This window comes from Mesorhizobium sp. B2-4-1 (assembly GCF_006442185.1).
In the GTDB taxonomy this organism is placed as follows: Bacteria; Pseudomonadota; Alphaproteobacteria; order Rhizobiales; family Rhizobiaceae; genus Mesorhizobium.
The window spans coordinates 396,925-417,396 of the sequence record NZ_VFVN01000003.1 but is presented as its reverse complement, the minus strand read 5'-3'; the positions used below and the strand labels follow the sequence as shown (position 1 = coordinate 417,396).

Here is a 20,472-nt window from a genome sequence, read left to right as displayed (position 1 = left end):
CTGCAGGCTTAGCGTTTCGACCCGATAGCCGTAAGCCCCAAAGCCCGAACCCACGCTTGTTCCGGCCAAAGCCTGTCAGGAGCCTCTGCGGCTGGCCGATCTGTAGAGCACGAAGGCGACCAGCAGCGCGTCCAGGCCGACGATCACCGCCGGCAATCCCAAAGGTCCGATCGCCTGCATCAGCAGACCGGCGCTGGGCGGACCGACAATGCCGCCAACGCCCCACAACAAGGCGAAAGCGGCGTTGCCGGTGACCAGCAGCGAGCCCTTGAACCGGCTGCCGAGTTCCACCAACGCCATCGTGTAGACGCCATAGCCGACCGCTCCCATCACCAGCAGCACCGCCCAGATCAGCGGCGTCGTGATCAGCAGCGGCAGCAGAAGCGCGCAAACGGTGGTCGCCACCGCACAGGCCAGGATCATGGGGCGGCCGCCGAAGCGTTCGGCGAGCAGGCCGAGCGGGATCTGCAGCAGGATATTGCCCAGGGATAACGCCATCACCAGAGCGGCGAGCACGGCTTCCGGCAAGCCATAGCCGGCGCCGAAGACCGGAACCAGCGCATAGGTGCTTTGCTGGACCGCTGCCGAGACCAGCACCGCCAGCAGCAGCGCCGGCGCCAGCCGGGCAAAACCGATAAAGCTGCCGGCTGGCTGGCCGTCATCCTCGAAACCGGTGAGCTTTGAGGAGACAAGGCGCAGAATGACGGCGCAGAGCACGAACCCGCCAATGCCGACGCTGAAGGGAGCCCAGCCCGACGTGCCGAGCAGGGTCAGTGTGAAAGGCCCGGCCGCGTAGCCGGCCCCCATCAGCGTGTTGAACACGCCCATCACCCGGCCGCGTCGCGCCGGCGGCGCCAGCGACAGCGCCCACACCTCCCCGAGGATATAGAGCGGGTTGATGACCACGCCGATGATGAAACGGAGGACGAACCACGCCACCCAATCCTGCAGATAGCCGATGCCCAGGAAGCACAGCGCACCGATCAGCGAGCAGCCGACGGCGAGCGTGCGGGCGCCGACCAGCCGCACGGCGGCGGGCACGAACGAGGCAGACAGGATCAAGCCAACCGGCATCATCGCCGCCGACAGGCCGATCAGGCCCGGCGACATGCCTTGCTTCTGCATCAGCAGCGTGAACAGCGGCGAGCTCAGCCCTTGCGCGGCGCCGAACATCGCCAGCGCTGCGGTGACGCCGGCGAGCGCTGCCCACTGCGTTGCCGCTTCGCATTGGCTCGAGCCGGTCGCGACCATGCTGCCGTTCCATGAGTGAATCGCCGACCTGCGGATCGGCAAGCCATCAGCTACCGGTTCGATCACGGGAAAGGAAGGGCCGGACAGCGAAATCCGCTTGCGCCAACGGCCGGCGCCGTGCACCGGAAGGCTTGCGTCAAAAGCCGTCAGCACCTGCCGGCAGCACTATGGAAAATACCGTGCGATCGCGCCTTTCCTGCCTTGCGCGTAAGGCTTCAGCCACTTGTCGTCGATGGAGAGCCCATCGTCATCCGAAGGGCCTTTGCCGATGGTCCTGCGCCAGGCGCGGAACTTGTAGTGGTCGAACACGTCGAGCATATGCACGGCATAGGCCGCGGCGAAGGTCTTGTCGCCTTCGACGATCACCATGTTCTCGTCGTTCTCGTAGGAAGCCTTGTAGCCGAGATTGTGGCTGCCGGTGACGACCGTTGCGTTGTCCTCCATCGGATCGATGATGACGATCTTGTCGTGCACGATGGCATGGCCGACGGTCAGCACCTCCGCCTGGAAATCGCGGGCGATCGTGGCGCCGGTCAGGTTCGCCGCCCGCACGATGGAAACGTTCGGCGCCTCCCAGACCTTCTCCGGATAGACGAAGGGCGACTTGCCGTCCCTGTTTGATTTATGGGTGACCGGATCCTTGGTCGGCGCGACATAATTGGGCATGGCGGTCTCATCGCTGATTGCCCCTTGCACGATCAGCTTCGGATCGGCCCTTGCCGCCGCCACCGCCTGGTCGACGATCGAATTGTCGCCGAGCCGCGAAGGATTGAACACCAGGAACAGCACGGCGCGCTTGGCTGCCTTGATGCGGACGAAGAGGTCCTCGAGATCGACCGGCCGCACCGAGATGTCCTTCTTGTTGCGCTCGGGATCATTGGGCGAGAACCACACCGTCATGCCGTCCAGCGCCGCCGTGGCGCCGTTGAGCGGGTTTGGCCTGTGGTTTTCCCTGCGAAACGGCACGCCTTGCGTCTGCGCGACATGGCCGGCGGCGCTTTCCGTGGCCGGCGGCGGGAACAGGTCGGCCTTCATGCGCTGCCAGTAGGCGTCGAATATCTCGGCCATCGCCGGGTCGTCGCGGATGAAGGCGTTGTTGGATTGCCCGCAAATGCCCGTCGAGGTCCAGTTGGTGCTGCCCGTCATCACCGATTGTGGCTTGCCCTGGGCATCGCGATAGACGGCGAACTTGTTGTGGCCGATATGGTTGTTGTTGAACAGGCGATCCGTCACCGCGACGCCCGCGTCGTGCAGCCGCTTCCTGTAAGGCGCGTTGCCAGCGTCCCAGGCCTTCGTCTGGTCATCCCTGCCCGAGTTGGAAAGAATGACCTCCACGACATCCTTGGCGGCAATGATTGCGTCGCACAGTTCGTCGTCGCCAAGCTCGTAGAGCGCAAGCCTGACCGTGCCGCCTTCGGCCTTGGCCCGCTTCAGCAGGCTGATCAGCACATCAGGCACGTCGCCATGCAGGTAGGCGCGTATCTTGCTGGTCGGATCCTGCAGCACAGCCCTGATCTTGTCGCGCTGCCCGAGCTTGATGCCGGCCTCGGCCAGCGCGCGCGACATCCATTGCGTCGACAATACGCCATTGGTGAAGGCGACGCGCGCCTTGCCGAACATCTGGCCGAGGAAGATCGGCGGGCTGACCGCGCCCCGGCCGAGATAGCCCAGCGGCCGCGCTGGGCCGGTATAGGTCTTTTCCGGGCGCACCGGCACGGGATCGAGCCCCGCCTTCATATCGCCGACCGGACGCACCCGGTAGGCGATCATTTCGCCGTCTGGCCTGACATCGAGGCTGTCGCGGCGCCGCCGGACAGTGAGATCGCGCCAGAATGTCTTCTGCACCGGCCAGACGCCGGTATCCTGGGGGATCCAATCCTTGTTTCGCTGTCCCTTGAAGGGCACCCAGGAAGCCAGGCAACGCTCCTCGCCGGTGTCGGTATAGAGGCGGACGATCTCGAAGCCCAGGCAGCCCGGGATCATCGCGTCGAGGTCCCAGGAGAGGAACGCGACTTCGTTGTTGGTGGCGGCACGCACTTTGACGACGTCAGGCATGGCTCTCCCTCCGGAGATATTCGACGCACAAGTTTACCAGAAGCAAAAGACGATACTGCAACGAATGGCGCACCCACATCCGCCGGCCTGCCTCGGGACCACGCAGCTGCCGTTCCGGCATGTCGCTTCCCTCGCTCTAGTGGTCGCCGCCTCCGCAATGGCCGGACAGCCGCCGGTCCATTATGCCGCCCACTTTCGCATCGTACGAGGCCCCTCATGACCGCCGCCCTTCAACCCGCCGAACCGGCATTGGCAACCGATCGTGCCCGCCGCGGCGGCCGCGCCGGAAAACGCGCAGGCGGCTCGGCCGCGTTCGAGCAGCCGCCGTTCCGCCAGCTGAAAATCCCGCTCCAGCCGACCAAGCTGGTTTCCGACGACGAGCTGGAATCGATCCACCTGGCCTCGCTGCGGGTGCTGAAGGAGATCGGTGTCGACGTCCTGCATGACGAAGCCCGCCGCATCATGAAGGAACATGGCGCCGACGTGCGCGAAGGCAGCGAGCGCGTGCGCTTCGACAGCGACATGATCCTCGATCTGGTGTCGCACTGCCCACCTGAATTCACTATCCATGCCCGCAACCCCGCGCACAATGTGCGCTTCGGCGGCGACAACCTAATCATCTCGATGATGGCCTCGGCGCCCAATTGCTCGGACATCGATCGTGGCCGCCGGCCCGGCAACCAGCAGGATTATCGCAATTTCCTGCGCCTGGCGCAGATGCACAACATACTGAACTGCACGGGCGGCTATCCGGTCGAGCCGATCGACATCCATCCCTCCGTCCGCCACCTCGAATGCATCCGCGACCTCGCCACGCTGACCGACAAGGTGTTCCACATCTATTCGCTCGGCAAGGAACGAAATGTCGACGGCATCGAGATCACCCGTATCGCGCGCGGCATCAGCCACGAGCAGTTGCTCGAAGAACCGTCCGTCTTCACCATCATCAACACCAATTCGCCGCTGAAACTCGACGTGCCGATGATGGAAGGCATCATCCAGATGTCGAGCAAGGGCCAGGTCGTCATCGTCACGCCGTTCACCCTGTCGGGCGCCATGGCGCCGGTGACCATTGCCGGCGCGCTGGTGCAGCAGAACGCCGAGGCGTTGTCCGGCATCGCGTTTGCCCAGATGGTCAGGAAGGGCGCGCCGGTCGGTTATGGCGGCTTCACCTCCAACGTCGACATGAAGTCGGGTGCGCCCGCCTTCGGCACGCCCGAATACATGAAGGCGCAGCTCGTCGGCGGCCAGCTCGCCCGCCGCTACAACATCCCCTACCGCACCTCCAACACCTGCGCGGCCAACACGGTCGACGCACAGGCCGCCTATGAAAGCGTGTTCTCGCTGTGGGGCGCCATCCAGGGCGGCGGCAATCTGATGATGCACGCCGCCGGCTGGCTCGAAGGCGGCCTGCGCTGCTCCTACGAGAAGACCATCCTCGACATCGACCTGTTGCAGATGGTGGCGGAATTCTTGACCCCGCTCGACCTGTCCGAACAGGCGCTTGGCTTCGACGCCATCCAGTCGGTCGGCCCCGGCGGCCACTTCTTCGGCACACAGCACACGCAGGACCGCTACAAGACCGCCTTCTACTCGCCGATCCTGTCCGACTGGCGCAATTTCGAGACCTGGGCGGAAGCCGGCTCGCCGACGGCGCTCGAAAAGGCCAACAAGGTGTGGAAGGAGCGGCTGGCCTCCTATGAGGAGCCTTACATGGACCCGGCGATCCGCGAAGAGCTCAACGCCTTCGTCCAGAAGCGCCGCGCCGAAGGCGGCGCGCCGACCGATTTTTGATCGTCTGCGTTCTCGATGAACTGATCACGCGTATGGATTCGATGAACGGTCGACCCCCACTCCGTCGAGCTGCGCTCGACACCTCTCCCCCGATCGACGGGGGAGAGGAAGGGCGTGAGCTTGGCCGGGCTGGCTCCCTTCCTCTCCCTCCGGAGGGGGGAGAGGTGGCGCTGCGAAGCAGCGACGGAGTGGGGGAAGCCGCTCGTAAAACCCGCAGTCGCCGAAAGTCAGTTACAACCCAGAGAGCCAGGAAACTCAGGCAAGGCAACAATCAGGCCGAAGCACTGCTTTGGCTCGAGCTGAAAACCCGCAAACTTGGTAGCTACAAGTTCACGCGACAGTTCTCTATCGGACCATATTACGCCGACTTCTGTTGCCGCGAAAAATGGCTGGTCGTCGAGCTCGACGACTCACAGCACGCCGACAGTCCCTATGACCGCCGCCGCGACGATTTCATGCGCGCCCAAGGCTATTCGATCCTGCGCCTCTGGAGCTATGACGTCCTGAAACATTGTACTCCCGTTTGTGAAACCGTCCTTGCCGCGCTCGACGGCAGGCTGACCGAAAACATCGCTGCATCCGACCTCCGCTTTGTTTTCACACCGCACTCACCCGATTCAATCTCTTCAAAAACGGACCTATCTTCATGAAATCCCATGTAAAAGCGGTTGTCATCGGCGGCGGCGTCGTCGGCTGCTCGGTGCTCTATCACCTGGCAAAGGCCGGCTGGACAGACATCATGCTGATCGAGCGCTCGGAGCTCACCTCCGGCTCATCCTGGCACGCGGCGGGCGGCTTCCATACGCTCAACGGCGATCCCAACGTCGCCAAGCTGCAGGCCTACACCGTGCAGCTCTATAAGGAGATCGAGGAGCTTTCCGGCCAGTCCTGTTCGCTGCACCTGACCGGCGGCGTGATGATGGCCGATTCGCCCGAGCGCATGGACTTCCTGCGGCTTGCCCACGCCAAGGGTCGCTACCTCGGCATGGATACCGAGCTGATCACGCCATCCGAGGCCAAGGCGATGTTCCCGCTGATGGACGAGACGAATTTCGTCGGCGCCATGTGGGATCCGGTCGAAGGCCATCTGGATCCGTCCGGCACCACGATTGCGTACTCGAAAGCGGCGAAGAAACTCGGCGCCGAGATCGTGCTGCGCAACCGCGTCGTCGAACTGACGCAGCAGGTCGACGGCACCTGGAACGTCATCACCGAACAAGGCACGGTTCACGCCGAGCATGTCGTCAACTGCGGCGGCCTGTGGGCGCGCGAGATCGGCCGCATGGTCGGCCTCGAGCTGCCGGTGCTCGCCATGGAGCATATGTATCTCTTGACCGAGCCCATGCCGGAGGTCGAGGAATTCAACAAATCGACCGGCCGCGAGATGATCGGCGTGATGGATTTCAAGGGCGAGATCTACACCCGCCAGGAGCGCAACGGCATCCTGCTCGGCACTTACGAAAAGGCGTGCAAGCCGTGGTCGCCGGTCAACACCCCCTGGGATTTCGGCCACGAGCTGTTGCAGCCCGACCTCGACCGCATCGCGCCGTCGCTGGAGGTCGGCTTCAAGCATTTCCCCGGCATCGAGAAGGCCGGCATCAAGCAGATCATCAACGGTCCCTTCACTTTCGCATTGGATGGCAATCCCCTGGTCGGCCCGGTGCAGGGCCTGACCAACTTCTGGTGCGCCTGCGCCGTCATGGCCGGCTTCAGCCAGGGCGGCGGTGTCGGCCTGGCGCTGTCCAACTGGATGGTGCATGGCGATCCCGGCTTCGACGTCTGGGGCATGGACGTCGCCCGCTTCGGCGAATGGGCGAGCCTGCGCTACACCAACGCCAAGGTGCGCGAGAACTATTCGCGCCGCTTCTCGATCCGCTTCCCCAATGAGGAACTGCCGGCAGCACGCCCGGCGCAGACGACGCCGCTCTACGACACCATGCTCGCCAACAACGCCGTCATGGGCGACTCCTGGGGCCTTGAGACCCCGCTATGGTTCGCGCCGAAGGGCAAGGAGCCCAAGGATATCGTGTCCTTCCACCGCTCCAACGATTTTGGGCCGATCGGCGAGGAAGTGCGCGCCACGCGCGAGCGCGTCGGCGTCACCGAAATCGCCAACTTCGCCAAATACGAAGTCTCCGGACCAGGGGCGGAGGATTTCCTCAACCGGCTGATGACCAACCGCATGCCGAAGGCGGGCCGCATCGTGCTGACCCCGATGATCAACGAATTCGGCAAGCTGATCGGCGACTTCACCATCGCCAAGGCCGCGGAAGACCGCTTCATGATCTGGGGCTCGTCGGCCGCGCAGAAATATCACATGCGCTGGTTCGAAAAGCACCTGCCGAAAGATGGTCCAAGGGCGTCAGAGGTGCGCATCCACCGCTTCGACCAGACGCTTGTCGGCCTGTCGATTGCCGGACCGAAGTCGCGGGACCTCCTGCAGAAGCTGGTCGATGTCGACATCTCGACCAAGGCCTTCCGCTTCATGGATTTCCGCGAAATGGCGGTCGGCGGCGCCCCCTGCATGGTCAACCGCATTACCTATACCGGCGACCTCGGCTACGAGATCTGGATGGCGCCAGCCTATCAGCGCCTGGTTTACAAGGCGATCAAGGACGCAGGCGAAGAATTCGGGCTGGTCGATTTCGGCATGCGCGCCCTGCTCTCGATGCGCCTGGAAAAGAACTTCCCGACCTGGTTCCGCGAATTGCGGCCGATCTACGGACCGTTCGAAGGCTCGATGGACCGCTTCATCAAGCTGGAGAAGAACGACTTCATCGGCCGCGACGCGGCCGCCAGGGAACGGGCCGAAGGACCGAAGCTGCGCCGCGTGTCCTTTATCGTCGAGGCGGCCGACGCCGACGTGATGGGTGACGAGCCGATCTGGGCCAAGGTCGGCAAGGACTACGGTACGGTGGAAAAGCCGCATGGCTTTGGCGCGCCGCGCTTCGATGCGGCCGGCAAGGAAGTGCGGGGCTCCAAGGCGGCACAAGGCGCATCCGCCGTGCGCGGCATCGTCGACGGCGACTGGCGCGTGGTCGGTTGGGTTACCTCCGGCGGCTATGCCCACTATATCCAGAAGTCGATGGCGCAGGGCTACGTGCCGGCGGCGCTGGCCGAGGATGAAAGTGCCGGCCTGTTCGAGATCGAAATCCTCGGCCATCGCCGTCCGGCCCGCATCAATGTCGAGGCGCCGTTCGACCCGAGCGGCGAGAAGATGCGGAGCTGAGGTTTCGCCATGGACAGCGCGGCGCCAAAGGGGAGCTTCGGCCGCCACCGCAAGATCATGCCGTTTGTGCCGGGCTCGATCGAGGCGCTGCGCGAGGCCTCCCGCCAGAAGGCGGCTGATCTCAACCAGCATGTGCTGGGCTACGGCGCGACAGCCGAAGCGGAATGGGCGGCGGCAGGCATTGCCGCCCCCGACCTGGCCGAAATGCGCAAATACCGGCTGGAACGCATCCGCACCGAGCTGAGGCGCCGGGGCTACGCCGGCGCGCTGCTCTACGATCCCATCAACATCCGCTATGCGACCGATTCCACGAACATGCAGCTTTGGGTGGCGCACAACCCGACACGGCATTGTTTCGTCGCCACCGAAGGGCCGGTGGTGCTGTTCGACTATTTCTCCTGCGAACATCTGTCGGACCATTCCGGCGTCGTCGACGAGGTTCGCCCCGCCGTCTCGTGGATGTATCTCTACAGCGGCGAACTCACCGAGCAGAAGGTCCGCCGCTGGGCGGCCGGGATCGCCGATCTGGTGCGGGAACATGGCGGCGGCAACAGCCGCATCGCGGTCGACCACATCGATCCGGAAGGCGCCGAGGAACTTGCGCGCCGCGGCATTTCCATCGGCAATGGCGAAGCGGTGATGGAGAATGCCCGGCTGGTCAAATCGCCGGACGAGATCCTTGCCATGCGCCGCGCCATCGTCGCCTGCGAGGCGGCAATGGGCGAGATGGAACAGGCGCTGAAGCCCGGCATCTCTGAGAATGAATTATGGGCCGAACTGCACCGCGGCAACATTGCCCGCGGCGGCGAATGGATCGAGACGCGGCTGCTGGCATCCGGCCCGCGCACCAATCCATGGTTCCAGGAATGCTCCTCGCGCCTCATCGAGGCGGGCGATCTCGTCGCCTTCGACACCGACCTGATCGGCCCCTACGGCTTCTGCGCCGACCTGTCGCGCACCTGGCTGTGCGGGGATGTGAAGCCAACCGACGAACAGCGCGATCTTTTCCGCATCGCCGCCGACCAGATCGCGCACAACACCGAATTGATACAGCCGGGCACCGCCTTCCGCGACCTTGTCGACCGCTCGGCGGTGCCGCCCGGCGACTGTTTCCCGACCCGCTATGGTGTGCTCTACCATGGCGTCGGGCTGGCCGACGAATACCCCACCTTGCCGCATGCCGACGACTGGACATCGGACACGCCCGACGGCGTGATCGAGCCAGGCATGGTGCTGTGCGTGGAGAGCTATATCGGCAGGCTCGGCGGGCGCGAGGGTGTCAAGATCGAAGAACAGATCCTGGTCACCGGCACCGGCAACGAAAAGCTTTCAACCTATCCGCTGGATGCGAGGCTGCTCGGCTAAGCCGGCAAGGGCCTCGCGCATCGCGGCAACCGTTTTTTCCGGCGTCGCTTTCGCGGTGATGAAGGGCAGGCCCTTGCGCAGGCCCGTCCAGCCGACGACCTTCACCTGGCTGGCCGCCGGCTCGAAGCGCTGCGCCAGCGCCCAGCTCTCGCAGTCGATCGCCGCGACATCGGCCCTGCCCTCGGCCACGGCGACGATCGAAGCGCGATGTCCGCCGCTTTCGCTGCGCGAGGAAAACACATCAAGGCTTTCGCCCAACGCCTCCAGGTCGCGCGTCGGCGCGATGATACCGGACATGGAATCGAGGCTGTTGAAGGTGAAGCGCTTGCCCCGGATCAGATCGAGCGGGATGACGGGCCTGCCATTGCCAGGCGCAGGCACCGACGCCTTGCCGTCCGCCCGCATCACCAGCGCGCTCGAATAAAGCTCGCCCTGGCCGCCTTCGTAGACATCATAGCTCGGCTGGCCGACAACCTGCACATGGCCGGCCAGGCCAAGCTCCATCGGCCCCCAGCAAGTCTGCGCGAACAGCAGTGCGGGATGCAGCCAGAGCTGGTGAAAATCGAGCGCGTCCGGCGGCAATGTCGCGGGGTCGGGCGCGATCAGAACGCCGGTGCCACTATGAATGCCGCCCGGCACCGGCGGCAGATCGCCGTTGCGGCGAATGACGGTCTCCGGCGCATCGATTATCCCCCCTTGACGGAAGGCATCGCGCAGCAGTGCCCATTGGGCGTCGACCTCGCGGCGCACTTCCGGCCAGTCATACATCGGCAGCGCTGCAACGAATTCGCTCATGCCGGGATCTGACCATTAAATCTGGAGAGAGGTTCGCAAAAACGCGGCGTCGGATTTGAGTTAGCCGACACCGTCCGTCGTGTCGCGGGCTTCATTCCTTGGGCGGCTCGGCCGGGACTGGCGCGGTGCCGAGCCCGCTGATGCTGCGCGCCCTGACGCGCGGCTTGAACGCCCTGCCCGGCTCCGGCTGGCGCCGCAACACCGGATGCACGATCGGCTCCTTGGCCTTGAAAGCATAGGACCTGATCAGCGCGAAATAGCTGGGATAGGCATAGCCATTGTTCATCCGCAGCCATTCCTCGCGACGCTCGCGAAACAGCTGGGGCAGTCTGTACCAGGCCACCGTCGGGGTCTTGTGGTGGACGAAGTGCAAATTGTTGTTGAGGAACAGGAACGACAGCGGCGAGCGCTCGATGATCACCGTGCGGCCTTCGGGATGCTCGGACCATTGATGCTCGGCAAAGGTGCGGATCGCGATCAGCGACTGGCCGAGCCACACCGGGAGAATATAGAGCCAAAGCGGAATGCCAAAGCCGAACTGCACGATCGGCGCCACGACGGCGAGGCCGATCGCATGCAGCAGCCAGGCTTTGCGGATGGCCTTGTCGCCGGCCATCATATGTTTGGCGTCGTCGATGAAGAAGCCGATGCAGGACAGCCAGGGACCGAGGAAGAACCGGCCGGCCATGGTGTTGTTGACCCTGAGCAGGAATTTCATTGCCCGCGGCAAGTCGTCATGCTGCCACAGCGCCTGGTAATAGCTCTCCGGATCGTCGAGCGGATCGGTCAGGCGCTCGTCGGCATGATGGCGCAGATGAAGCGTCTTGAAACGGCGGAACGGCCAGACCAGACCGATCGGCAGGAAGACGAAAGCCTCGTTGATCAGCGCATTGCGCGTCGGATGGCCGTGCAGCACTTCGTGCATGATCGACGACTGAAGTGCCAGGATGAAACCGAGGATGGCGAGCGCGGGGATCGGATAGGACGGCCAGAGCAGTAGACCGGTGGCGAGCCATGCTCCGTAACAGAAGAAAGCGAGGGCTACGGTTGGCCACTCGATGGCCGGTGTATTGCGTCGCCTTATGCTCTTGCCAGTCATGCTATCGACCACTGCCCCTCAGTCGCCGGAACCCAGTGGCTCCTGACAGCATAGTGTCAGGAGAAACGATTCCACTCAACGAGACAAAGTGTACAAAATGTTGCGATTGCGCATTTTCAACCGCACATGTTACAGATTGTAAACAGACCTAGGGATTCATTTACGCCTGGAGCGCCTCGTCAGGACGTCTCGCCGAAAATTTTTCCTCATGATTCGGAGACTTGGAAGATGGACAAACGAGATCTGTCAGCGATCTTTCGGGAGCGTCTCAAGTTGCTCCTGACAAGGTCCGACCTCAACCAGTCCGCCTTCGCCACCGCCGTCGGCATCGATCGGTCGGCGCTGTCGCAGCTGATGTCGGGCGCGTCGACGCGCTTGCCGCGGGCCGAAACGCTGCTCAACATCGCGGCCGAGTTCAAGGTGTCGCTGGATTGGCTGCTCGGCCTCAGCCAGGACGAGGGCGTCACTGGTGAAATCCGCGAAAGCCTGGAAATCGAGGAAGCCCCCGACGGTTTCGACCGCACGCTTCTGGCCAGATGGTTCGCCGAGGCCGCAGGCACCAAGATCCGCTATGTGCCGGCCGGCATCCCCGATCTTCTGCGGACGCACGCGCTGGTCGACTATGAGGCAAACATCACCAACAGGAGCAGGCTCGCACAGGCCAGCGAGACCCAATACCGCATCGAATACAACCGGCGCCCGGAAACCGACATGGAAGTCTGCATGCCGCGACACACGCTGGAGATTTTCGCACGCGGCCTCGGCGTCTGGGACCGCTTTCCGGAGGCCGACCGTCGGCAGCAACTCGCCCATATGGCGACGCTGCTTGACGATCTCTATCCGACTTTCCGGCTGTTTCTCTACGACGGCCGCATGCGCTATTCGATCCCGCTCACCATCTTCGGACCTTACCGCGCCGCCATCTATGTCGGCGACATGTACGTCGTGCTGAATGCCACCCAGCCGGTCCAGGCCTTGACCCGGCATTTCGACAATCTGATCCGGGCCGCCGACGTCAACCCGCATGAGGCAGCAAGCTTCGCGCGCAATCTGGCCGGCCTGTCGTTTCCATCAGGTTCCGCATGACAGCGGCACCCGTAACCGCGCCCTTCAACTGCGACTCCGCCGTCGCTATTTCATTGACTGGACATAAAGACTTCTTTATATCCTTATCCGAATTCAGAACATGAAAGCCAATCCGATGACGACGACCAACCCGATCGACGCGCTGCTGGCGCAAAAAGGCGTGCTTTTGGCTGACGGCGCCACGGGCACCAATTTGTTCGCAATGGGTTTGGAGGCTGGCGAGGCGCCGGAGCTGCTGAACGAGACCAAGCCCGACACCATCACCAGCCTGCACCAGAATTTCGTCGATGCCGGCGCCGACATCATCCTGACCAACTCCTTCGGCGGCACCCGTCACCGGCTGAAGCTGCATCATGCCCAGGACCGCGTGCACGCTCTGAACAAGCGCGCCGCCGAGATCGCCCGCGCCGTTGCCGACAAGGCCGGGCGCAAGGTGATCGTCGCCGGCTCCGTCGGCCCGACCGGTGAGTTGCTGGTGCCGCTCGGCGCCATGACCTATGACGAGGCAGTCGACGCCTTCGCCGAGCAGATCGAAGGCCTCAAGGAGGGCGGCGCCGAGGTCGCCTGGATCGAGACCATGTCGGCGCCCGACGAGATCCGTGCCGCCGCCCAAGCGGCGATCCGCGTCGGCCTGCCCTATACCTATACCGGGTCCTTCGACACAGCCGGCCGCACCATGATGGGCCTGCTGCCGAAGGACATACACGGCGTCGCCGACGGCTTGTCGCAAGCCCCGCTCGGCGTCGGTGCCAATTGCGGGGTTGGCGCTTCCGACATCCTCGCTTCGCTGCTCGACATGACGCAGGCGAAGCCGGAGGCAACCGTGATCGTCAAGGGCAATTGCGGCATCCCCGAATTCCGCGGCACCGAAATCCACTATTCGGGCACGCCCGAATTGATGGCCGACTATGTGCGCCTTGCCGTCGACGGCGGCGCGAAAATCATCGGCGGCTGCTGCGGTACCTCGTTCCAGCACCTGGCCGCCATGCGCAAGGCGCTCGACGCCCACACCAAGGCGGATCGTCCGACCGTCGAGACGATCGTCGAGCGCATCGGTCCGATGCGCAACAAGGTGGCCACGGCGAACACCGCCGAGACCAGTGAGGCCCGACGCGAGCGTCGTCGCAGCCGGGCCTGAAGCCACCGCTTTCTAATTATTCGCTGTTGTCGGCGTAGCTCGACTGCGCCGATTTAAGATCGACGACATTGGCGCCGCGCATCGTCATCAGCGCTCCGGATGAAACCGGATCGGTGATCTGCTCCAGCATGATGCGGAAACGATCGTTGGTCAGAGCCGACATGGCGGTGTGGCGCGCCTGCGCGACATCGTCGCCGATGCGCCTGGATTCGGCTGATTGGGCGGCCGCCGAAGCGTCCCGTGCCGGCGGTGTCGAGTTGGCGGTAGTCCTGATCTGCAATTCCGACTCCCTCAAGCCCCACACACCTATCCGGCGTAACAAGAGGAAATTGCGATCCGGTACCGGAAATGCCGCGCAATTTAACGATCGCAAATTCCGCAAGAAAAAGGGCCGGCAGGGAATGTCCCCTCGCCGGCCTGCTTCACCCGCCCGTGGTTCGGTTTCTCACGTCAGAACGATCTCATCTGAAAGAAACCGGCCGTCATCATTACCGATTGCCGCCCAGCGCCGAGGCAAGGCGCACAAGCGAGAGGAACTCGGACCTGTACCCAAACGGGTCGGCTCCCCGGGCGGCAGTGGCGATCTCCATGATCCTGTCATAGCCGAACTTCGCCGTCGCATCCTCGTCGCGCAGTTTCTGGCCGAATGCCGCGACGGCGACGGAGAAACGCTGGTCGGTGCTGGCCTGGTCGAAGGACGCAACCTCGTTGGCCGACGTCACCGGCGTGGTGATCAGCTTCGAGACGTCCTCGTTGGGCAGCTTGTAGCGGATCTTGACGAAGGCGTATTCGTCCGCATTGGCGACGCCGCCATTGTTCACCGCGGCCTGGCCATAGCGCAGCGGTTCGATCTGTTCGCCGCCGCTGCCTTTGGGCGTGATCTCGTAGATCGCGGTGACCGAATGGCCCGAGCCGATGTCGCCGGCATCGACGCGGTCATTGTTGAAGTCCTCGCGGTTCAAGGCGCGGGTCTCATAGCCGATCAGCCTATATTCCGAGACCTTGGCGGGATTGAACTCGACCTGGATCTTCACGTCCTTGGCAATAGGGAACAGCGTCGACGAGGCATCCTCGACCAGCACCTTTTCCGCCTCGGCCAGCGTGTCGATATAGGCGGCGGTGCCGTTGCCGTTCTGCGCGATGGTCTGCATCATCTGGTCGTTGAGATTGCCGCGGCCGAAGCCGAACACCGACAGGAAGACACCGGTCTTGCGCTCTTGTTCGATAAGGCGCTTGAGATCGTCGTCGTCGCTCTGGCCGACATTGAAGTCGCCGTCGGTGGCGAGCATCACGCGGTTGATGCCGTCCTTGATGAAGGATTGCTCGGCCAGTTTGTAGGCCTCCTTGATGCCGGCCTCGCCGGCCGTCGAGCCACCCGGCTGCAAATTGTCGATGGCGTTGAGAATCTTGTCCTTCTCGGCAACCTTTGTCGGCATCAGCACCGTGCCGGCATCGCCGGCATAGGTGACGATCGAGATGGTATCGTCGGTCTTCAGCTTGCTGACCAGAAGCCGGAATGCCGATTTGAGCAGCGGCAATTTATCCGGTTCGTCCATCGAGCCCGAGACGTCGATCAGGAACACCAGATTGGCCTTGGGCTGCTCGGCCGGCTTGACGTCGAAACCCTTGATGGCGACATGCATCAGCTTGCTGTGCGCGTTCCACGGCGTCGGCATGACGCTGACGGTCGAATTGAACGGCGTCGACGCCGCATCCGGCCCCTTCCAGTCATAGGGGAAGTAGTTGATCATCTCCTCGACCCGCACCGTGTCGGCCTGCGGCAGGAAACCCTCCTTCAGCGAACGACGCACGAAGGAATAGGAGGCGGTGTCGACGTCGATGGAAAAGGTCGAGACCGGGTCCTCGAGTGCCGAATGCACCGGATTGGTCTTGAAATCCTGGACGCGGTCGCGATTTTCCTCCGGTGGTGCGATCTGGTCCGCCGGCGCCATGGCCGGCTGCTGCGGTGCCATCATTTTGGACATGCGTGCGGCTCGCGACGTGCTGGGCGCGGCAGTGCTATCCAGGGCGAACGCGCCCGTTGGCGCAGGTGGCGCAGGTTCCGCCGGCGCAACCTGTTCCTGCGCATTCTGCGGCGCCAGGCCTCCAGCAACGGCCGATTCGGATCTGCTCGGCGCCGCCAAGGCCTCCGTTTCGTCGCGGCTTTCCGCGTCGGTCTTCTTGTCTTTCTCAGGCGCGCTCGTTGCGAGCGGTTTGTCGATCGCCTGATCGCCCGTGGCCTGTTTAGCCAGCGGCTTCACCGTGGCGGGCTTGTCGGCCAGCGTCTCGGTGATCTTTTCGCCGCCGCCGAAAGTGGACGGCTGTTCCCTCAGCATATGGAAAGTGGCGTATCCGGCGATCGGCAGCGCGACGAGCCCGGCAATAGCCGGCGTGGCAATGAGTTTCTTTTGCATGATTTCGCTCCAGAGCTTTCGTGCTCGCTCTGTGAGACGAAGGCCGCCGGCCGATCCTTGGCTGACGGCGGAAATATTTTCCTCATCATAGGCGCGCAAGGCGGCCTCGAAGGCGCGCGCCTTCGCGCTCTCGCCGGGAGCCGGGATCACTATGTCGCGCAGCCTCTTGAGTTCGTTCTCGTCGACCATGGTCACACTTCCCCGGCTGAACGCATGAGCGTCTTCAGCCGTTTCTTCGCTTCATGGATGTGCCAGGAAACCGTCGTCTCCGAGATCGCCATCGCCTCGGCGGCGGCGGCGTGGCTCAAGCCCTCGCCATAGACCAGCAGCACGGCGTCGCGCTGCTTGTCGGGCAGTTGCCGCACCGCGACCCACATCGCCTCGGCAGGATCCTCGTTCTCGGCAGGATCCTCGCCCGAAATCAGCGCATGGACGCCATAGGCTTCGGTCTTGACCGTCTCGCGGGCGCTCTTGCGCATCATGTCGCGCGCGGCGTTCAGCGTCATGGCATAGAGCCACGTGGTGAAGGCGCTGCCGCCGCGATAGTCGCGGATCGCCTTGCCGAGCCGGACGCAGACTTCCTGGGCGATGTCTTCGGCATCCGCCTTCCGACCGCACCAGCGGTAGGCGGCGCGATAGACGAAGTCATAGTGCCTTTCGAGCAACGCGCCGAAAGCTCCCCTGTCTCCGCCCTTCGCCCGCCCGATCAGTTCGGCGTCGGAGGCTTCGCTCTCATCCAGCATCATCGCCATCATTTGCCTGTTGGACGAAGGCTAATGGCCAATCCTTGGGGTGAGGGAAAGATTTTTTTACTGGTACCTCTTCCTTCTCCCCGTTCTACGGGGAGAAGGTGCCCGAAGGGCGGATGAGGGGCGGCGCCGACCTCTCGAAGATTGGCTTTACCCGAGCGTCTCGGAAAACAGGGTGATCAACCGGTTCCAATGCCGCTCGGCGCCATCTTCGTTGTAGACGCTGTGGTCCGGCACGCACCAGCCATGCGCCATGCCGACATAATTCTCCAGCACGTAATCGACTTCCGCCGCCCTGAACGCCTCGGCCAGCCGCGCTGATTGTTCGGGCGGAAAACTCCTGTCGACGCCGGCCATGCCGACATGGACGCGTGCCTTGACCGACCCCGCCTTGCGGTGCGGACTGTCGGCCGCGTCGGTGGCGAGATTGCCGCCATGGAAACTGGCCGCCGCCCTCATGCGATCCGGATAGGAGGCGGCTGCGTTCAGCGCCCGCGCGCCGCCCATGCAATAGCCGACAACGCCGATCGGCCCGGTGACGCCTTCGGCAGCGAGTGCGTCGAGGAAGGCGCCGCTGTCGGCAATCGTCATCTCCTGCGTCGTGCCGCTGATCAGCGCCATCAGCGGCACCTTGGTTCTTTCCTCGACGAACGCGGTTTTGGCATCGAACGGACCGTAGGGCGCGTTGCGATAGAAGAGATCGGGCACCAGCACCGGATAGCCCTCGTCCGCCAGCCGCCCGGCCATGCCGTCGAGCGCGGGGCGCGGGCCGAAGGCATCCATATAGAGGATGATGCCGGCCTTGGGCGGGGAAGCGTTGGCCGGGCGGAACAGCCCCGCCCTCGCCATACCGTCCCTGGTCTTGATCTGAAGGTCTTGTTTCGCCATCGCCAGCTCCGTTCGGTTGCTGGGCGATACATATCCGGGCACGCCGACAGGGCAAGCTGTTGCCTGATTTTGGCAGTCAACATTTCGTGCGGCAGCGCGACGAGCTTACCGGCCCGCGAACGCTGCCATGTGGAAGGCCTGCACCTCTGAGGGGTAGCGATAGGCTGTGCCATAGGGACAGGCGTTGCGGTCAAGGCAGCCGCCGTCACAACAGGGCCCGCCACTCGGCCCGCGCACATGCGCCAGGCAGGCCTGGTAGGCGAAGCCTTGGATGGAATAGGCATCGACCGGACAGGATTTCAGGCACGGTTTGTCGACACAGGTGTCGCAAAGATGGACCGCCTCGCGAGCCTCCGGGAGCGCGATCTCGTCCTCGAACAGCAGCGCGCCGCGATAGGCATGCCAAAGCCCATATCGCGGATGCATGAGGATGCCGAGCGGTGACGGCTTCAGGCCCTCGGCCCGCATCGCCCATCGCTGGAACGGCAGATAGGGCTTGTCGGACGGCGACACGGCGCGTGCGCCGAATTCTTCCGCGACCGCGCCTATGACCTGCCGGGACCAGGTGTCGAGCGGATTGGCGATTGCTCGCGGCTGCTTTTCACGCCAGCGCAGAAAATGCGGCCAGGGTGCTGCCCCCGCCTGTCCCACCAGCAGCGCCGACCTGGTTGGTGCACCGGAGCGGCCACAAGGCGCCGCCTCGCCGTCCCCAAAGGTGAAGCCGCCACGCAGGATGAGGCCGTCGGCGCCAAGCGCGGCCGCAATCTCCTCCATCCTGCCGCGCGAAGGAATCATCCCTTCTTGACCGGATCGGAGAAGGCGCTCCGCCAGACTTCCTTGTGGATGATGTTGGCGACTTTAGCCCCGCCTGACTCGGGCTCCTTTCACGTGAAGGCGTCGGGCATCGACCCCTTCTTCTTGGCGATGAAGTCCTTCAGCGCTTCGTCGATCGCCGGATCGAGATGCGGCGCCTCATAAGATTCCAGCCAGCGGCGGGCGAGTTCGTTGGCGCGCTGCGGCGCGGTCTTCTCGCCTTCGGCCAGCCACTGCTCGTATGAATTGTTGTCGGCGATGTTGGAGCGATAGAAGGCAGTCTGGAAATTCGCCTGCGTGTGGTCGCAGCCGAGATAGTGGCTGCCCGGCCCGACTTGGCGGATGGCGTCCATCGCCTGGCCGTTTTCCGACAGGTCGACGCCTTCGGAGAATTTTTGCGTCATGCCGAGCTGGTCGATGTCCATCATGAATTTTTCGTAGCAGGACGCCAGCCCGCCCTCGAGCCAGCCGGCCGAATGGAGGACGAAATTGGTGCCGGCCAGAATGGTCGAGTTCAGCGTGTTGGCGCTTTCATAAGCTGCCTGCGCGTCGGGGATTTTCGAGGCGCAGAGCGAACCGCCGGTGCGGAACGGCAGGCCGAGGCGCCGTGCGAGCTGTGCGGCGCCGTAGGATACCAGCGACGGCTCCGGCGTGCCGAAGGTCGGCGCGCCCGACTGCATCGAGATCGACGAGGCGAACGTGCCGAACAGCACCGGCGCGCCCGGCCGGATCAGCTGCGTGAACGAAGCGCCGGCAAGCACCTCGGCAAGCACCTGGGTCAGCGTGCCGGCCACCGTCACCGGGCTCATCGCGCCGGCGAGGATGAACGGCGTGACGATGCAGGCCTGGTTGTGGCGCGCATAGACCTTCAGCGCGCCAAGCATGGTCTCGTCGAAGACCATCGGCGAGTTGGCGTTGATCAGGCTGGTCAGGACCGTGTTGTTTTCGACGAAGTCGTCGCCGAACACCAGCTTGGCCATGGCGACCGTGTCTTCAGCACGTTCCGGTGCGGTGACCGAGCCCATGAACGGCTTGTCGGAATATTTGATGTGCGCGTAGATCATGTCGAGATGGCGCTTGTTGACCGGCACGTCGACCGGCTCGCACACGGTGCCGCCCGAATGGTGAATCGAAGGCGCCATATAGGCGAGCTTCACGAAATTCTGGAAATCCTCGATGGTCGCGTAACGCCTGACGCCGTCGAGGTCGCGCACGAAGGGCGGGCCATAGACCGGGGCGAAGACGGTAGCATTGCCGCCGATCTGCACCGAGCGTTCGGAATTGCGGGCATGCTGGGTGTAGATGGGGGGCGCGGTCTTCAAGAGCGAACGGCAGAGCCCCTTCGGGAAATGCACGCGTTCGCCCTTGACGTCGGCGCCCGCCTCTTTCCACAGCTGCAACGCCTCCGCATCGTCGCGGAAGATGATGCCGATTTCTTCGAGCACCGTGTCGGTGTTCTTCTCGATCAGCGCCAGGCCTTCCTCGTCCAGCACTTCATAGACGTTGATCTTGCGCTTGATGTAGGTGAGCTGGGTGCCGGGACCGCCGCCCGACCGCGCTGCCCGCCTTGCCGCCGCTCCGCCGCTGGCGCCGCGTCCACGTCGCGCGTTTGACGCTTCCTGGTCCACTGCCGCGTGTTCGCTCATGATCGTTCTTCCCTGAATTTGGACCGGCTTGACTAGCGCCCGGCCCGGAACCGTTGTGGCCGCCTATCGCGGCTTCCGGCGGATCGTAGCCATGCACCCTATTCGAAACGGCCCGTCCGCGCCAACGCCTGTCGCAAAATCGACAAGAAA

General features: G+C 63.8%; 16 protein-coding genes. 6 read left to right on the top strand and 10 right to left on the bottom strand.

The genetic code is table 11. The annotated features are described in order from the left end of the window. Nucleotides 1-75: 75 nt before the first annotated feature. Nucleotides 76-1,251, bottom strand: a complete 1,176-nt coding sequence (locus tag FJ949_RS10550) for an MFS transporter (RefSeq protein ID WP_140495673.1) — start codon at nt 1,249-1,251, stop codon at nt 76-78. Between the two features lie 165 nt (nt 1,252-1,416). After that, nucleotides 1,417-3,306, bottom strand: coding sequence for a phospholipase D-like domain-containing protein (locus tag FJ949_RS10545; protein ID WP_140495672.1), 1,890 nt, complete (start codon nt 3,304-3,306; stop codon nt 1,417-1,419). A gap of 216 nt (nt 3,307-3,522) precedes the next feature. On the opposite strand from FJ949_RS10545, the gene FJ949_RS10540 reads away from it, so the two are divergent. From FJ949_RS10540 to FJ949_RS10525, 4 genes are all read left to right on the top strand, one after another. Then, nucleotides 3,523-5,100: a trimethylamine methyltransferase family protein gene (locus tag FJ949_RS10540; protein ID WP_140495671.1), complete on the top strand. Its 1,578-nt coding sequence runs from the start codon at nt 3,523-3,525 to the stop codon at nt 5,098-5,100. Nucleotides 5,101-5,264: 164 nt separating this feature from the next. After that, the gene (locus FJ949_RS10535) at nt 5,265-5,750 is read left to right on the top strand and encodes a DUF559 domain-containing protein (protein WP_140495670.1); all 486 of its coding nucleotides are present in this window, start codon (nt 5,265-5,267) and stop codon (nt 5,748-5,750) included. Continuing rightward, entirely contained in the window at nt 5,747-8,329 is a 2,583-nt protein-coding gene (locus FJ949_RS10530) for an FAD-dependent oxidoreductase (RefSeq protein ID WP_140495669.1), read from the top strand. The genes FJ949_RS10535 and FJ949_RS10530 overlap by 4 nt, the downstream gene beginning before the upstream one ends. A 9-nt stretch (nt 8,330-8,338) precedes the next feature. Next, nucleotides 8,339-9,694 carry a Xaa-Pro peptidase family protein gene (locus tag FJ949_RS10525; RefSeq protein WP_140495668.1) on the top strand — a complete coding sequence of 452 codons (1,356 nt, stop codon included), beginning with the start codon at nt 8,339-8,341 and terminating at the stop codon, nt 9,692-9,694. Here FJ949_RS10525 and FJ949_RS10520 read toward each other — a convergent pair. Further along, on the bottom strand, nt 9,659-10,489 hold the full coding sequence (locus FJ949_RS10520; protein ID WP_140495667.1) for a PhnD/SsuA/transferrin family substrate-binding protein: 831 nt from the start codon (nt 10,487-10,489) through the stop codon (nt 9,659-9,661). The genes FJ949_RS10525 and FJ949_RS10520 overlap by 36 nt on opposite strands. A gap of 91 nt (nt 10,490-10,580) precedes the next feature. After that, complete coding sequence (locus FJ949_RS10515; protein ID WP_140495666.1) at nt 10,581-11,588, bottom strand: fatty acid desaturase; 1,008 nt, start codon at nt 11,586-11,588, stop codon at nt 10,581-10,583. 228 nt (nt 11,589-11,816) lie between these two features. On the opposite strand from FJ949_RS10515, the gene FJ949_RS10510 reads away from it, so the two are divergent. Beyond that, on the top strand, nt 11,817-12,674 hold the full coding sequence (locus tag FJ949_RS10510) for a helix-turn-helix transcriptional regulator (protein WP_140495665.1): 858 nt from the start codon (nt 11,817-11,819) through the stop codon (nt 12,672-12,674). A 115-nt stretch (nt 12,675-12,789) separates the two neighbouring features. Beyond that, entirely contained in the window at nt 12,790-13,812 is a 1,023-nt protein-coding gene (bmt, locus tag FJ949_RS10505; protein WP_181171974.1) for a betaine--homocysteine S-methyltransferase, read from the top strand. A gap of 16 nt (nt 13,813-13,828) precedes the next feature. Here the strand turns inward: bmt and FJ949_RS30315 are convergent, their stop codons facing one another. The 6 genes from FJ949_RS30315 to FJ949_RS10475 form a co-directional block, all read right to left on the bottom strand. After that, the gene (locus FJ949_RS30315) at nt 13,829-14,092 is read right to left on the bottom strand and encodes a hypothetical protein (protein ID WP_181165302.1); all 264 of its coding nucleotides are present in this window, start codon (nt 14,090-14,092) and stop codon (nt 13,829-13,831) included. Nucleotides 14,093-14,300: 208 nt separating this feature from the next. Then, the gene (locus tag FJ949_RS10495) at nt 14,301-16,415 is read right to left on the bottom strand and encodes a VWA domain-containing protein (protein WP_140495663.1); all 2,115 of its coding nucleotides are present in this window, start codon (nt 16,413-16,415) and stop codon (nt 14,301-14,303) included. Nucleotides 16,416-16,417: 2 nt separating this feature from the next. Beyond that, nucleotides 16,418-16,978, bottom strand: a complete 561-nt coding sequence (locus FJ949_RS10490; protein ID WP_140495662.1) for an RNA polymerase sigma factor — start codon at nt 16,976-16,978, stop codon at nt 16,418-16,420. 147 nt (nt 16,979-17,125) lie between these two features. Beyond that, nucleotides 17,126-17,863, bottom strand: a complete 738-nt coding sequence (locus FJ949_RS10485) for a dienelactone hydrolase family protein (protein ID WP_140495661.1) — start codon at nt 17,861-17,863, stop codon at nt 17,126-17,128. 105 nt (nt 17,864-17,968) lie between these two features. Further along, nucleotides 17,969-18,658 (bottom strand): 4Fe-4S dicluster domain-containing protein, encoded by a 690-nt coding sequence (locus FJ949_RS10480; RefSeq protein WP_140495660.1) that lies wholly within the window; start codon nt 18,656-18,658, stop codon nt 17,969-17,971. Between the two features lie 89 nt (nt 18,659-18,747). Continuing rightward, nucleotides 18,748-20,322: a trimethylamine methyltransferase family protein gene (locus FJ949_RS10475; RefSeq protein ID WP_140495659.1), complete on the bottom strand. Its 1,575-nt coding sequence runs from the start codon at nt 20,320-20,322 to the stop codon at nt 18,748-18,750. Nucleotides 20,323-20,472: the final 150 nt, after the last annotated feature.

Excerpts from the sequence above, each read along its gene's own strand:
- FJ949_RS10485 (WP_140495661.1), bottom strand. The coding sequence starts at position 17,863 with ATGGCGAAACAAGACCTTCAGATCAAGACCAGGGACGGTATGGCGAGG.
- FJ949_RS10530 (WP_140495669.1), top strand. The coding sequence starts at position 5,747 with ATGAAATCCCATGTAAAAGCGGTTGTCATCGGCGGCGGCGTCGTCGGC.
- bmt (WP_181171974.1), top strand. The coding sequence starts at position 12,790 with ATGACGACGACCAACCCGATCGACGCGCTGCTGGCGCAAAAAGGCGTG.
- FJ949_RS10495 (WP_140495663.1), bottom strand. The coding sequence starts at position 16,415 with ATGGTCGACGAGAACGAACTCAAGAGGCTGCGCGACATAGTGATCCCG.
- FJ949_RS10515 (WP_140495666.1), bottom strand. The coding sequence starts at position 11,588 with ATGACTGGCAAGAGCATAAGGCGACGCAATACACCGGCCATCGAGTGG.
- FJ949_RS10525 (WP_140495668.1), top strand. The coding sequence starts at position 8,339 with ATGGACAGCGCGGCGCCAAAGGGGAGCTTCGGCCGCCACCGCAAGATC.
- FJ949_RS10475 (WP_140495659.1), bottom strand. The coding sequence starts at position 20,322 with ATGAGCGAACACGCGGCAGTGGACCAGGAAGCGTCAAACGCGCGACGT.
- FJ949_RS10510 (WP_140495665.1), top strand. The coding sequence starts at position 11,817 with ATGGACAAACGAGATCTGTCAGCGATCTTTCGGGAGCGTCTCAAGTTG.
- FJ949_RS10520 (WP_140495667.1), bottom strand. The coding sequence starts at position 10,489 with ATGAGCGAATTCGTTGCAGCGCTGCCGATGTATGACTGGCCGGAAGTG.
- FJ949_RS10545 (WP_140495672.1), bottom strand. The coding sequence starts at position 3,306 with ATGCCTGACGTCGTCAAAGTGCGTGCCGCCACCAACAACGAAGTCGCG.
- FJ949_RS10480 (WP_140495660.1), bottom strand. The coding sequence starts at position 18,658 with ATGATTCCTTCGCGCGGCAGGATGGAGGAGATTGCGGCCGCGCTTGGC.
- FJ949_RS10490 (WP_140495662.1), bottom strand. The coding sequence starts at position 16,978 with ATGGCGATGATGCTGGATGAGAGCGAAGCCTCCGACGCCGAACTGATC.
- FJ949_RS10550 (WP_140495673.1), bottom strand. The coding sequence starts at position 1,251 with ATGGTCGCGACCGGCTCGAGCCAATGCGAAGCGGCAACGCAGTGGGCA.
- FJ949_RS10540 (WP_140495671.1), top strand. The coding sequence starts at position 3,523 with ATGACCGCCGCCCTTCAACCCGCCGAACCGGCATTGGCAACCGATCGT.